The organism is Streptomyces sp. NPDC059248 (genome assembly GCF_042753905.1).
GTDB lineage: Bacteria > Actinomycetota > Actinomycetes > Streptomycetales > Streptomycetaceae > Streptomyces.
In genome coordinates, this window is record NZ_JBHYZV010000002.1 from 1 (window position 1) to 12,120 (window position 12,120).

12 protein-coding genes are annotated in these 12,120 nt (G+C 74.2%); 5 read left to right on the plus strand and 7 right to left on the minus strand.

The window, feature by feature from the left end; translation table 11 throughout:
• Window positions 1-353: 353 nt before the first annotated feature.
• Window positions 354-1,037 (minus strand): hypothetical protein, encoded by a 684-nt coding sequence (locus ACFXG1_RS01015; protein ID WP_384740036.1) that lies wholly within the window; start codon window positions 1,035-1,037, stop codon window positions 354-356.
• Between the two features lie 382 nt (window positions 1,038-1,419).
• Between ACFXG1_RS01015 and ACFXG1_RS01020 the strand changes: the two genes are divergently transcribed.
• The gene (locus ACFXG1_RS01020) at window positions 1,420-2,073 is read left to right on the plus strand and encodes a class F sortase (protein ID WP_384740039.1); all 654 of its coding nucleotides are present in this window, start codon (window positions 1,420-1,422) and stop codon (window positions 2,071-2,073) included.
• A gap of 75 nt (window positions 2,074-2,148) precedes the next feature.
• On the opposite strand, the gene ACFXG1_RS01025 is transcribed toward ACFXG1_RS01020, so the two are convergent.
• Window positions 2,149-3,015 carry a polysaccharide deacetylase family protein gene (locus tag ACFXG1_RS01025; RefSeq protein ID WP_384740257.1) on the minus strand — a complete coding sequence of 289 codons (867 nt, stop codon included), beginning with the start codon at window positions 3,013-3,015 and terminating at the stop codon, window positions 2,149-2,151.
• 347 nt (window positions 3,016-3,362) lie between these two features.
• Between ACFXG1_RS01025 and ACFXG1_RS01030 the strand changes: the two genes are divergently transcribed.
• A complete protein-coding gene (locus ACFXG1_RS01030) occupies window positions 3,363-3,845 on the plus strand; it encodes a universal stress protein (protein ID WP_384716220.1) in 483 nt (160 codons plus the stop codon).
• Between the two features lie 93 nt (window positions 3,846-3,938).
• On the opposite strand, the gene ACFXG1_RS01035 is transcribed toward ACFXG1_RS01030, so the two are convergent.
• Window positions 3,939-5,186: a CapA family protein gene (locus tag ACFXG1_RS01035; protein ID WP_384716217.1), complete on the minus strand. Its 1,248-nt coding sequence runs from the start codon at window positions 5,184-5,186 to the stop codon at window positions 3,939-3,941.
• 367 nt (window positions 5,187-5,553) lie between these two features.
• Between ACFXG1_RS01035 and ACFXG1_RS01040 the strand changes: the two genes are divergently transcribed.
• On the plus strand, window positions 5,554-6,105 hold the full coding sequence (locus tag ACFXG1_RS01040; protein WP_384716214.1) for a sigma-70 family RNA polymerase sigma factor: 552 nt from the start codon (window positions 5,554-5,556) through the stop codon (window positions 6,103-6,105).
• Between the two features lie 250 nt (window positions 6,106-6,355).
• Window positions 6,356-6,874 carry a hypothetical protein gene (locus ACFXG1_RS01045; protein ID WP_384716211.1) on the plus strand — a complete coding sequence of 173 codons (519 nt, stop codon included), beginning with the start codon at window positions 6,356-6,358 and terminating at the stop codon, window positions 6,872-6,874.
• A 71-nt stretch (window positions 6,875-6,945) separates the two neighbouring features.
• Here ACFXG1_RS01045 and ACFXG1_RS01050 read toward each other — a convergent pair whose 3' ends face one another.
• The 3 genes from ACFXG1_RS01050 to ACFXG1_RS01060 form a co-directional block, all read right to left on the minus strand.
• Window positions 6,946-8,163, minus strand: coding sequence for a histidine kinase (locus ACFXG1_RS01050; protein ID WP_384716208.1), 1,218 nt, complete (start codon window positions 8,161-8,163; stop codon window positions 6,946-6,948).
• Entirely contained in the window at window positions 8,160-9,986 is a 1,827-nt protein-coding gene (locus tag ACFXG1_RS01055; RefSeq protein WP_384716205.1) for a cation acetate symporter, read from the minus strand. The genes ACFXG1_RS01050 and ACFXG1_RS01055 overlap by 4 nt, the downstream gene beginning before the upstream one ends.
• A 95-nt stretch (window positions 9,987-10,081) precedes the next feature.
• A complete protein-coding gene (locus ACFXG1_RS01060) occupies window positions 10,082-10,462 on the minus strand; it encodes a hypothetical protein (protein ID WP_384716202.1) in 381 nt (126 codons plus the stop codon).
• A gap of 413 nt (window positions 10,463-10,875) precedes the next feature.
• Here ACFXG1_RS01060 and ACFXG1_RS01065 point away from each other — a divergent pair, with 413 nt between their 5' ends.
• Window positions 10,876-11,190, plus strand: a complete 315-nt coding sequence (locus ACFXG1_RS01065) for a hypothetical protein (RefSeq protein WP_384740045.1) — start codon at window positions 10,876-10,878, stop codon at window positions 11,188-11,190.
• 99 nt (window positions 11,191-11,289) lie between these two features.
• Here the strand turns inward: ACFXG1_RS01065 and ACFXG1_RS01070 are convergent, their stop codons facing one another.
• Complete coding sequence (locus ACFXG1_RS01070; protein ID WP_384740048.1) at window positions 11,290-12,099, minus strand: LytR/AlgR family response regulator transcription factor; 810 nt, start codon at window positions 12,097-12,099, stop codon at window positions 11,290-11,292.
• Window positions 12,100-12,120: the final 21 nt, after the last annotated feature.

Below are 12,120 nucleotides of genomic sequence, written 5' to 3' on the forward strand. Positions count from 1 at the left end.
ACTCCCCGGCTGTTGTCGTCGGCCCCGTCTGTTGTGTATAAGACCCAGGCGCGGGCCGGGCCCCGGGCCGGCCCGGCGGATACATGCGGCGCAGACATGACACCCCGAGGCCGGGCCGCGGCACTCCGTCGGCTCCCTCCGCCGGGGAGTCGTCCCGGACGCCCCCGTCGGCGCGGACCGCGCGGTGCCGGGTGCGAGCCGGCTCCGCGCGCCGCCGCTCTCCACGGCCGAAGGGGGGACCGGGAGAGTCGGCGGCACGGCGTCGTGCGCCCACCGGGGCGGGCCCGCCGGATGTCGGCCGCGTACGGCCGACCGGCCGACCGCCCCGGCTCACGGGGGCGTCCGGAGGTCCGTCAGAGCGTGCCGCCGGCCTCCCGGCGGCGGCGGGAGATCATCAGGGCCCCGCCGATGACCGCCGCGCCGGCCAGGGAACCGCCGACCGCCGTCTCGGCGGTGGTGGGGCCGGCCGAGCCACCGAGGCCGCCCCGGGCACCCCGGCCCCTGAGCACGGCGAACTCCGCGGTCTCCACGCGGTTGCCGTCCCGGCAGCGTACGGCCAGGTTGTACGCGCCCGGCGCGGCCCGGTCGTGGATCCGGGCGACCGCGATCTGACCACCACCGTCACCGCCCCGTCCGCCCTCGCGGTTGTTGAGATTGCCGGAATTGCCGAGGTTGTCGCGTCCGCTGTCCCTGCTGTCTCTGTTCTCCCCGCCGTCTCTGTTTTCTCTGGTATCTCTGCTCTCCCCGCCGCCACGGCCATCGCGGTTGTCTTGGTTATCGCGGCTATCGCGGTTATCCCGGTTGTCGCGGTTTTCGAGCCGGGCGGTGTGGAAGGCGTTCGAGGTCACCGTGCCGCCGCGCGAGCAGCCGTCGACGGTGATCGTCAGGGTCCCGCCCGCGTGGACCGCGTGGGGGTGGACGGAGATGTGGTACGGCCCCGTGTCCCGGTTGTCGCCACCGGCGACGGCGAGGGGGGCCTGGAGCCCGACGGCCACGCCCGCGACCGCGGCCACGGCGAGAGCACGTGAAGCACGCATCGTGAACCTCCAGCGGAAGACGTCCGGAACGGCGCTCCGGGATAGTCGACGAGTACGCCTTCCATGACGCACCCTCACCGGGCGCGCCACCGGCCGCATGTCGGCATCGCCCCCGCCCGGCGCGCGACACGCCCACGACGCGCCGAATGGTTTCCGAGGAGCCCCAGGTCACGGACTGCCGACCCGGCCGGGGAGATTTTGTCGGGGCGTTGGCGCGGACGGACGACCGGGCCGCGCCGCCACCCGTTCGCCCCGTCCCGATCGCCGGGTGGGCCGGGCTGACCTACCGTGCCCAGGGAATCGGAAGGAATCGGCGGAAAGCGACCGGAGCGCGCGGGGAGTTCGGACGACGGTGTCGGGACCGCCCCTCGGAGGGAGACAGATGGGCGCGGATTTCGACGACCCGGAGCCGCGGCGCCGCTCGCCCTGGGGCGTACTGGCACTGGTGATGCTGACGGGGATCGCCCTGATGAAGAACGGGGTGGATGTGGCGCTCGGCCCGCCGCAGCCCGCCGCGGCCGCGTCCCTCGGCCGTAACGAGGGGGAGACGTTCGCCCCGCTCACGGCGTCGAAGGCGCTGCCGCACTCGCCCGCCGACCGGATCCGTATCCCCGCGATCGGCGTGGACGCGCCGTTGATCGACGTGGGGCTCGACACGGACGGCTGGATCGAGGCGCCGCCCGCCGACGCCCCGGATGTCGCCGGCTGGTACCAGAACGGCATCGCGCCCGGGGAGCGCGGTACGTCCGTCCTGGTCGGCCATGTCGACAACCGTTCCGGGCCCGCCGTCTTCTACGGCCTGGGCACGGTACGGAAGGGGGACCGGATCGAGGTCCCCCGGCTCGACGGGAAGACCGCCGCGTTCGAGGTGTACGGCGTCGAGGTCTACTCCAAGCTCGACTTCCCGGGGCCGCTGGTGTACGGCGACACCGGCCATCCGGAGCTCCGGGTGATCACCTGCGGCGGGCTGTGGACACGGGCCGACGGCTACGAGGGCAATGTGGTGGTCTTCGCCCGGATGGTCTCCTCCCGCTGACCGCCGACTGCTCACCGCCCCATGTCCACCCCTGTGGCAGCACCCGCGGCCCCGTACCGCGCCCCCGGAACTCCGTCAGCGCTGCGGCACGGTGATCCGGTACCCGGCCTCCCGCAGCTTCGGCAGGTAGTTGCGGAGCGCCGTGACGCTCTGGGAGCGGTCGCCCCCGGCGTCGTGCGAGAGGACCACGGCGCCGGGTCCCGCGCCGTCCAGGACCCGGCTGACGATCGTGCCGGCGCCGGGTTCGGTCCAGTCGAGCGTGTCCACGGTCCAGGCCAGCGGTTCCATGCCCAGTTGGGCGCCGATCTCGAAGGAGTGCCGGTTCCAGGCTCCGAAGGGCGCCCGGTACCACAGCGGTGCCTGCCCGACGATCTCCTCGACGATATCGCTCGTCCGTCCCATCTCGTCCCGGATCCGGGACGGTGTCAGTGACGGCATCAGCGGGTGCGACCAGGTGTGGTTGCCGATCACATGGCCGTCGTCGACCATCCGCCGCACCAGATCGGGGTAGGCGGCGACCACCTCGCCGCAGACGAAGAACATCGCGGGGACGTCGTGCCGCCGCAGGATGTCCAGCACGTCCGGGGTGTAGCGGGGGTCGGGCCCGTCGTCGAAGGTCAGCACCATCGTCCGGCCGGGCGCGGGCAGGCTGAGGAACGGGTTGTCGCGGACCGGCGGCCGGACGCGGCGCGGCCGGCGCGGGACGGCCGTCATGGGCTGGAGGCGGTAGGCCGATGCCTGGACGCGTCGTCCGGCCGTGCCCGCGGCCCCGGCGGCCGGGCGGCCCGGCGCGCCACCCGCTCCGGCGGCGGCGGTACGGGGGGCCGAGGCCCGCTCGCCGGTGCCCTCGGTGACGAGGAGGCCCGCGGTGGCGAGGGCGCCGATGCCCGCGGCGATCCGGAGCGCCGTTCGGCGGTCCGGCGGCGTCTGATCCTTCTTCATGACCAACTGCTCGCACGGCGGCCCGCCGCCGAGCATGATCAACACGCGGACTCGGGGGAAAGTACCCGATGGGAGCAGTCGAACAGACCACCCTCCGCACAGCCGCCCGACTCCCAGCCGGAGGCCGCCGCCGGAGACCGCCCCGCGCTCCGGGTGTTCGCGGGATTGACTAGTGCTGTGACCGGAAAGGTTTGCCGTGGGCCTGCGGCGTTCGGTGCGGTGCATCGCAAGGCGGAGGTCCACGGCTCGTACTGGACGTACTTGCGTGGTCCGACAACGCGGCGAGGTGCCGTGCCGGGCGTCGCGGGCCGGTGAACCTTTCCGGTCACAGCACTAGCCTCGGGGGTATGTCAGAGTCCGGACCCCAGGAAACCCCGGCCCCCGTGTCGCCCTTCGAACGCGGCACGGACGGCCCCAAGGTGATCGTCGCCGGTGTGGACGGCTCCGACGCCTCGTTGCGCGCCGCGGCGTACGCGGGCGGTCTCGCCCGGCGGCAGAACGCGCTGCTGGCGATCGTGTACGTGCAGCCGGTGATGGCGACGAGCGCCGCCCTGGGCGTACCGGTGGCGGACACCATGGGCGAGATCGCGGAGGAGCTGATCGCCGAGGTGCGGGAGGCGACGGAGCGGGTGCGGGGGATCTGGGACGTCCGTTGGGAGTTCCACACCTTCCCCGGAGACGCGTTCAACGGGCTGGTCAGCGCGGCGGACGAGTTGAAGGCGGACGCGGTGGTGGTCGGTCTCTCGGAGTCGGCGGGGCACCGGTTCATCGGGTCGGTCGCGGTACGGCTGGTCAAGGCGGGTCGGTGGCCGGTGACGGTCGTCCCGTGACGGGCCGCCGGCCGGCCACCGCGCGGGCGGCGGCCGGTCGGCGGTCTCCGGCGTCGGTCCGCGGCGGCGGGCGGCGGCCGGGTCCGCGGCCGGTCAGCCGGTGGCGGCGACGACGAGTCCGTCCCGCCCGGCGCCCCGCCCGAGTACGGCGTCGGTGATGGTCTCCGTCACGGCCCGGTAGTCGTCCCGGCCGGGGTCGTCGGCGAGGGCCGCGGGCAGGTTGACGACCCGTCCGCCGTCGGTGTCGTACCACTGGGGCACGTACTCGGCCCGCACGACGTCCCACCGCCCGCCCGGTGTCTTCGGCGGGGCGAAGGTGAAGCGGCCGATGGTGCCCATGTTGCCGCGGTGGTCACGGGCGCCGGTGTAGTCGAACATGGGGCCCGCGATCTGGTCGCCCATGCCGTAGATCACCCAGACCCCGTTGACCTTCTCGTACGCCTGCGGGACATGGGCGTGGGTGCCGAGGATCAGATCGATGTCGGGCCGTCCGCCGGTGGTCGCGGCGGTCAGGCTCCGGGCGAGGGCGAGCTGTTGCTCATCGGGTTCGGTCTGCCATTCGGTGCCCCAGTGCAGGCTCAGGACGACCACATCGGCCCCGGCCCGGCGCGCGGCGCGGGCGTCGGCGATGATCCGGTCCTCGTCGATGAGGCGTACGGCCCAGGGCCGGCCTTCGGGCAGCGGCTGTCCGTTGGTGCCGTAGGTGTAGGCGAGATGGGCGACGTCGGCGCCGCCCGCGCGCAGCCGGGCGGGGGTGGTGGCCTCCTGTTCCGTACGGGCGGATCCGTGGTGGGCGAGCCCGGCGGTGTCCATGGCGTCGAGGGTGCGGGAGATGCCGTCGGAGCCGTCGTCGAGGGAGTGGTTGGACGCGGTGGAGCAGGCGTCGTAGCCGGTGGCGGCGAGCCCGCGGGCGACCTGCGGCGGTGAGGTGAAGAAGGGATAGCCGCGGTAGTCGCCGTCCGCGCCGTACACGGTCTCCATATGGCAGATCGCCAGATCGGCGGCGGCCACCACCGGGCGGACGGCGGCGAGCATCGGGCGGAAGTCGTAGCCGTCGGCGGCCGGGTCGGAGGCGTCGTCGCGGGCGCGGGCGATGACGGAGTCATGGGGCAGGACGTCCCCGCTGGCGACCAGGGTGAAGCCGCGTTCGGCGGCCGGTGGGGCCGCGCCGCGCGACGCGCCGGGGGACGGCGCCGGGGGCGCGGCCCGGTCCTGCGCCGTGCAGGCGGTCGCCCCGGCCGCCGACACCAGGGCCGCGAGGGCGAAGGCCCCGTACCGCCGTGCCGTCCGTCGCCTCCGGTTCTTGTTCCCGTTCCCGCTCCGATTCAGGTTCCGTCCCATGAGCCGCTCCCGATCGCCATGGCCCACCCGTCCGGGCGGACAAGATGTTGATACGACAATCCGAATGGACCGGGCCCGTCGCCGGGACGCAAGCGACACGCCGGGGAAGGCGGCGGACGTCACCGCGACGGCCGTCCGTTCACCGCCCCGTTTCCCCGGCCGGCCGGATCCGGCCGCCCGCTCGTCGCACCACTCGTCGCCGAGAGCGACCGCTCGCCGACGATCGCGGCGGGCCGACTGTCCCCGCCCCTCGCGATGGGTTCCCATACGGCCACGGCCCGCCGAACCGCGATCCCCGTCCCCGAGCCCCGTCCGTACGACGAGCCGTCCGAACCACGAGCCATCAGGTGCGAAAGAGGTGTTGACCATGGCGACGGCGACCCTGAACCCTCCCGTGACCGCCGACGAGGGCGCCATCGCGGAGCTGCAACGCGAACACGGACCGGCCCTGCTGAGCTTTCTCCAGCAGCTCACCTACGGCGACCAGCAGCGCGCCGAGGACCTGCTGCAGGAGACCCTCGTCCGGGCCTGGCAGCATCCCGAGGCGTTCGACGCCCCCTACGAGTCGATGCGCCCCTGGCTCTTCACCGTCGGGCGCAGGCTGGCCATCGACGCCCGCAGATCCCGGCTCGCCCGCCCGGCCGAGATCGGCGACGGTGTACTCGCGGCCACCCCCGATCCGGCGGACGCCACCGAGACCACCGTGGCCCAGCTGGACGTCAGGGCCGCCGTCGGTGCCCTGAGCGCCGACCACCGGGCGGTCCTCGACCGGCTCTACTTCCAGGGGCTGAGCGTGCGCGAGACGGCACGGTCCCTCGGGATCCCGGCGGGCACGGTCAAGTCCCGCTCCCACTACGCGCTGCGGGCGCTCGCCCGCGAACTGCCCGGCTACGCCCGCCCCGGGCGGGCCGCCGCCTGACTCCGCTCCGGTACCCCGCCCCGCCCCCGTCCCCGCACCCGATGGCCTCCCCCGCACGGGCCCCTGGGCCCACGGATGAGCACCGGACGTCCCGTTGTTCCCGCCTCCCCCTGTGGCCACGACGACAGGACGGCGGAGTGCGCAACGTCACGGTGAAGTTGAGTAAAGACGCGCCACGGGCCGTGTCACTCGGTGGAGGCTCGTCCCGAACCGACACCGTCACCGTGTCGTCCGGAGGAAGGTGGGAACGGTGCAGACCGAGAGTACGAACGACACCGGTGGAGAGACGCCCGACGTACCCATGGCGTGGTTCCGCGCCGAGTACATCGCCGACGAACTGCTGCGTTCCGGGGCCCTGGTCGACGGCGGGTCGCTGGAGTACCGGGCGGGCCACGAGACCCTGGCACTGACCATCTACCTCTGCGACGGGTCCGGGGAACTCGTCGGGGTGCGCGCGATGGCCAGGATCGAGGAGTGGCTCGATCTGACCTCGTACGGGCATCCGTGGCCGGAGTGGGTACGGGACCGGCTCGCGGTACGCGGGGAACGGGCCCGCGCCCTCGGCGGCGCGGGGCCCGATCTGCTGCTCGCCCGGGAGTCCTGGAGCTGGCTGAGCCGTACGGAACTGCTCACCGCCGACCTCGGGGACGACGAGGCCCGCCATCCGGCCGGGACCGGATCCGGCACCGTCGACGAGCAGACCCTGGTGTGGACCCCGGCCTGGCGGCTCGGAGTGCCGCTGGGCCATCTGGCGATCCATCTCTTCTGACCCGCCGACGACCCGACGACGACCCGCCGAAGGGCCGCCGACGACCCGCCGAGGGCCGGTCCCGGCCTCGGTCACAGGGGGCGGCGGCCCGACGACGAGTGCACACCCGCCCGGTACTTGGGGATCCGGACGGTGACCTTCATCCCGGCGCCGACGCCGGTCTCGATGACCAGACCGTGTTCGTCGCCGTACACCTGCCGCAGCCGTTCGTCCACGTTCGGCAGTCCGATACCGGTGGAGGCGGACCGCTCCCCCGCGAGAATGCGGCGCAGCTCCGCCGGGTCCATCCCGACGCCGTCGTCCTCGACGGTGACGACGGCCTCCGCGCCCGCGTCGCGGGCGGCGATGGTGATCCGGCGCTCCCCCGTGGTGTCCTCCAGGCCGTGTTTGACGGCGTTCTCGACCAGGGGCTGGAGGCAGAGGAAGGGCAGGTTCACGGGCAGGACTTCGGGCGCCACCTGGAGGGTGACCTTCAGCCGGTCCCCGAACCGCGCCCCGGCCAGCGCCAGATACTGCTCGATGGAGCGCAGCTCGTCCGCGAGCTGGGTGAACTCGCCGTGCCGCCGGAAGGAGTAGCGGGTGAAGTCGGCGAATTCCAGCAGCAGATCGCGGGCCCGCTCGGGGTCGGTACGGACGAAGGAGGCGATGGCGGCGAGGGAGTTGAAGAGGAAGTGCGGGGATATCTGGGCGCGCAGGGCCCGGATCTCGGCCTCGATGAGCCGGGTGCGGGAGCGGTCGAGTTCGGCGAGTTCGAGCTGGACGGAGACCCAGCGGGCCACCTCGGTCGCGGCCCGTACCAGGACGGCGGACTCCCGGGAGCCGTAGGCGACGAGGGTGCCGAGGACGCCGTCCTCACCGGTGAGGGGGGCGATCACGGCCCAGCGCAGCGGGCATTCCAGCTCTTCGCACCGGGTCTCCACGGTCTTGCCGCGCCCGGATTCGAGGACGTCGGAGACCCGGGCCATCACCCGTCGCCGGTGGTGGTCCTCGCCGGGTCCGTCCCAGGCCAGGACCCGTTCCCGGTCGGTCAGGCAGAGCGCCTCGGTACCGAGGAGGGAGCGGAGGCGGCGGGCGGCCTTGCGGGCCGTGTCCTCGGTGAGGCCGGCCCGGAGCGGGGGCGCGGCCAGGGACGCGGTGTGCAGGGTGTGGAAGGTGGCGCGCTCCACGGGGGTGCCGAGATCGAGGTCGACGCGGTCGCCGCGGCGGGCGGTGAGCCGTCCGACGACGATCCCGGCGGCCAGCAGCAACACTCCGGCGGCGGCCAGGGCCGCCAGTCCCGTACCGGTCATCGCCGTCCTCCTCGCTTCTGGAACCGTTCCCGCGACCGTCCCCACGACCGCCCCCGGGGGCGTGCCGGGGGGCGTCCCGGAGACCGTTTCGGGGGTCCTTCCGTCTGCCGCGGCTCGCCGCCCGCCAGGTCCTCCGGCAGATGGAGCCGGGCCAGGATCGCGGTGGTGGACGGGGGGACATGGCGCGGGGTGGCCAGCGACACCAGGACCATGGTGAGGAAACCCAGGGGTACGGACCAGACCGCGGGCCAGGCCATCAGGGTGTACCCCCAGCCGTCGGGGGCGAGTCCGGCGCGGGTGGCCATCACGGCGGTGAGCGCCGAGCCGCCGCCGACGACGAGCCCGGCGACGGCGCCCGGCGGGGTGAGGCGGCGCCACCAGATCCCGAGGACGAGCAGCGGGCAGAAGGACGAGGCGGAGACCGCGAAGGCCAGGCCCACGGCGTCGGCGACGGGGACATTGGTGGCCACGGTGCTGGCGCCCAGCGGTACGACCACGGCGAGTACGGTCGCCAGCCGGAACCAGCGCACTCCGCGCGGCGGCAGCACGTCCTGCGAGATCACCCCGGCGACGGCCATGGTGAGCCCGGACGCGGTGGACAGGAACGCGGCGAAGGCCCCGCCCGCGAGGAGCGCGCCCAGCAGATCGCCCGCGACACCGCCGAGTACGCGTTCCGGCAGGACGAGTACGGCGGCGTCCGCGGCGCCGGTGAGGGCGAGTTCGGGGGCGTAGATCCGGCCGAGCGCCCCGTAGACGGGCGGCAGCAGATAGAACGCGCCGACCAGGCCGAGGACGACGAGGGTGGTGCGGCGGGCGGCCCGCCCGTCGGGGCTGGTGTAGAAGCGGACGGCGACGTGCGGCAGGCCCATCGTGCCGAGGAAGGTGGCGAGGATGAGCCCGTACGTGGCGTACAGATGGGAGCCGTCACGGCCGCCGGACAGGGGCTGCGACCAGCTCGACGGGTCGGCCTCCGACGTCACCCGCTGGGGGACCTCGGTGCCGGCGGGCAGCCCGAGCCGGGTACCGGCGGCGATCCGGTGCTCGCCTTCGTCGAGGGTGACGGTACGCCCCGGGTACGCGGTCCCGTCGACGGTGCCTTCGACGTCGAGGGTCAGCGGCTTCGCCAGCTCGATCCGTACGGAGTCGTCGATGGTGACGGCGGTGTGCTCGCGCAGGACGGCGGGGGCGTCGAACCGGGCGCGCGGGGTGTCGTCGGCGGCCCAGGCGGCGGCCAGGAAGAGGGCGGGGACCAGCAGGGCGGTCAGCTTCAGCCAGTACTGGAACGCCTGGACGAAGGTGATGCTCCGCATGCCGCCCGCCGCGACGGCCCCGGTCACGACGACGGCGACGACGACCCCGCCGACCCAGCCGGGCGCGCCGGTCAGGATCTCCAGGGTGAGCCCCGCGCCCTGCAACTGCGGCAGCAGATAGAGCCAGCCGATCCCGACCACGAAGAGCGACGCCAGCCGGCGGACGGCGGCGGACTCCAGCCGGGCCTCGGCGAAGTCGGAGAGGGTGTACGCGCCGGAGCGCCGGAGCGGGGCGGCGACCAGGACCAGCAGAAGGAGGTATCCGGCGGAGTAGCCGACGGGGTACCAGAGCATCTCGGGGCCCTGGAGGAGGACGAGACCCGCGATCCCGAGGAAGGAGGCGGCGGAGAGGTATTCGCCGCTGATGGCGGCGGCGTTGAGGCCCGGTCCCGCGGTGCGGGACGCGACGTAGAAGTCGGATGTGGTCCGGGAGATCCGCAGCCCGAGCCCGCCGATGAGGACGGTGGCGAGCACGACGGCGGTCACGGCCGCCACGGCGTACGTCTGGTTCACCGGGGCCCGCCCAGCGGTGTGCCGGGGACGGATCGGTACGGCGCGCCGCGGCCGGATATCGCGGGGTGCGGGCTCGGCGGGGACGGGGCCACCGGTCAGCGGCCTTCGAGGAGCCGGAGGAAGTCGCGTTCGTTGCGTTCGGCGCGGCGTACGTACCAGCGGGCCGTCAGCCACATCACGGGGTGGACCCCGACGCCCAGCGCCGCCCAGACGAAGGGCTCGGGCGACGGTGCCCGGCCGTCGAAGGCGGACGGCAGGGCGAACAGCAGCGGCAGGGTGCCCACCAGCAGGGCGAGGACGCCGACGGCGTGGAGCGCCGTCCGCAGCTGGCTGCGCATCAGGGACCGGATGTAGGTGGCGCCGAGGGTCGTCTGTTCGGTGATCTCCGAGCGGGCCGGCGCGGGTCCCGGCGCCCGCCGTCCCGCGCGGGGCACCCCGGTCACCACCTCACGGCGTGGCCGCTGCTCTCCCGGCATCGTCGCCTGCTCCCTCGGGCGAGCCGTAACCGGTCGGACCGGCCCCGGCGCCGTACGGCAGCGGGGGCGGGGGCTGTGTCGTCGAAGTCCCGCCCGGCCGCGGCGTCCAGCGCGTGGACGACGCTCCTCCGAGGACAAGCCCCGGGGAGTCTACGGGGATGTCCCCCGGCCGTCGACGCCGTCGCGGCACGGATCGGCGCCGGTTGCGGGCCGGGCGCGGACGGCCGGCCGGCCGGGGCTTCCCACCGGAACGACACCGGGCGGGGTCGACCGCTGGGCGGCCGGTGCCGACCGTTCGTCGCCGCGCGCCGCCGTCCGCCGCGCCGCCCCGCCCATCCACCGAGCGGTTCGGCTCCGAAGCCGCTCGGGCACGCGTCGCGTCACTAGCCTTGATCGTGGAATGAAGGGGTCCGATGTCCGATATCGAAGCGCTGCTGGCGGAGCTCCGGAGCCTGCCGGAGACCCGGGCGTCCAGCGCCCGTGAACTCCAGGCCCTGCTCGGTACCGTCACGAGCGCCGCCGGGCGGTGGGCCGATGTGCTGTACGCCGTCCACGAGTCGGCGCACGGTCTGGTCGGCCCGCGCGCCGACGCGGCCCTGGCGGTGGCCTTCCGCCGGGCCGAGGAGTCCTACGTCGAGCTGGAGATCGCCCTGCGGGACCTCGGGCCGCGACCGTCGTACGGCGACGGCGCGGGCGCGTCCCGCCCGGGGCAGGTCCCGCCGGGGTAGCTCCGGGCCGGGCCCGCCCGCCGAACGGCCCCGGACCCGGCCGAACGCCCCGCACCCGCCCGCACAGCCGCCACGGCCGTACGGGCGCCACGGCCGGGGTCAGCCGCGGGCGTGCCGCATCAGCAGATCCCGCAGCTGGCGGGCGTGGCGGCGGCTGACCGCCAGTTCGGCGGTGCCGACCCGCACCGTGGTGGCCCCGGCGTCCAGCCGGAGTTCGTCGATCCGGGCCAGGGCCACCAGATGGCTGCGGTGGATCCGGACGAAACCGTGCACCGCCCACCGCTCCTCCAGGGTGGACAGCGGGATGCGGACCAGATGGCTGCCGTCGGCGGTGTACAGCCGCGCGTAGTCGCCCTGGGCCTCGGCGTAGGCGATGGAGTCGATGGCGACGAAGCGGGTGACACCGCCGAGTTCGACGGCGATCTGCCCACTGCCCGCCACTGTCCCGGGCACGGCGGTCCGCCCCGGGGGTGCGCCCGCGCCCTCGGCGGGCCGGGCGTCGCGGACGGCCCCGACCCGGTCCGAGACCCGTCGTACGGCCTCCGCCAGCCGTTCCCGCCGTACCGGCTTCAGGATGTAGTCGACGGCCTTCAGGTCGAACGCCTGTACCGCGAAGCCCTCGTGGGCGGTGACGAACACGATCAGCGGTGGATGGGCGAAGCGGGCCAGCAGCTTGGCCACGTCGAGACCGGTGAGACCGGCCATATGGATATCGAGGAAGACGACGTCCAGCCCGCTCGCCCCGTCGTCGCCTCCGGGCGCGGCGTCCAGCGCGGCGGTGATCCGGCGGAGCGCGTCGGTGGCGTCGGTGGCGCCTTCGGCGCCGGCGATCCGGGGGTCGGAACGGAGCAGATAGAGGAGTTCCTCCAGTGCGGGGCGTTCGTCGTCGACGGCGAGGGCGCGCAGCATGGTGCGGAGTGTAGGCGCGCG

What these genes read in the sequence shown, in the direction of transcription:
- ACFXG1_RS01060 (WP_384716202.1), bottom strand. Translation starts at nt 10,462, where the DNA reads ATGCCGGGAGAGCAGCGGCCACGCCGTGAGGTGGTGACCGGGGTGCCC.
- ACFXG1_RS01030 (WP_384716220.1), top strand. Translation starts at nt 3,363, where the DNA reads ATGTCAGAGTCCGGACCCCAGGAAACCCCGGCCCCCGTGTCGCCCTTC.
- ACFXG1_RS01035 (WP_384716217.1), bottom strand. Translation starts at nt 5,186, where the DNA reads ATGGGACGGAACCTGAATCGGAGCGGGAACGGGAACAAGAACCGGAGG.
- ACFXG1_RS01070 (WP_384740048.1), bottom strand. Translation starts at nt 12,099, where the DNA reads ATGCTGCGCGCCCTCGCCGTCGACGACGAACGCCCCGCACTGGAGGAA.
- ACFXG1_RS01025 (WP_384740257.1), bottom strand. Translation starts at nt 3,015, where the DNA reads ATGAAGAAGGATCAGACGCCGCCGGACCGCCGAACGGCGCTCCGGATC.
- ACFXG1_RS01050 (WP_384716208.1), bottom strand. Translation starts at nt 8,163, where the DNA reads ATGACCGGTACGGGACTGGCGGCCCTGGCCGCCGCCGGAGTGTTGCTG.
- ACFXG1_RS01020 (WP_384740039.1), top strand. Translation starts at nt 1,420, where the DNA reads ATGGGCGCGGATTTCGACGACCCGGAGCCGCGGCGCCGCTCGCCCTGG.
- ACFXG1_RS01015 (WP_384740036.1), bottom strand. Translation starts at nt 1,037, where the DNA reads ATGCGTGCTTCACGTGCTCTCGCCGTGGCCGCGGTCGCGGGCGTGGCC.
- ACFXG1_RS01040 (WP_384716214.1), top strand. Translation starts at nt 5,554, where the DNA reads ATGGCGACGGCGACCCTGAACCCTCCCGTGACCGCCGACGAGGGCGCC.
- ACFXG1_RS01065 (WP_384740045.1), top strand. Translation starts at nt 10,876, where the DNA reads ATGTCCGATATCGAAGCGCTGCTGGCGGAGCTCCGGAGCCTGCCGGAG.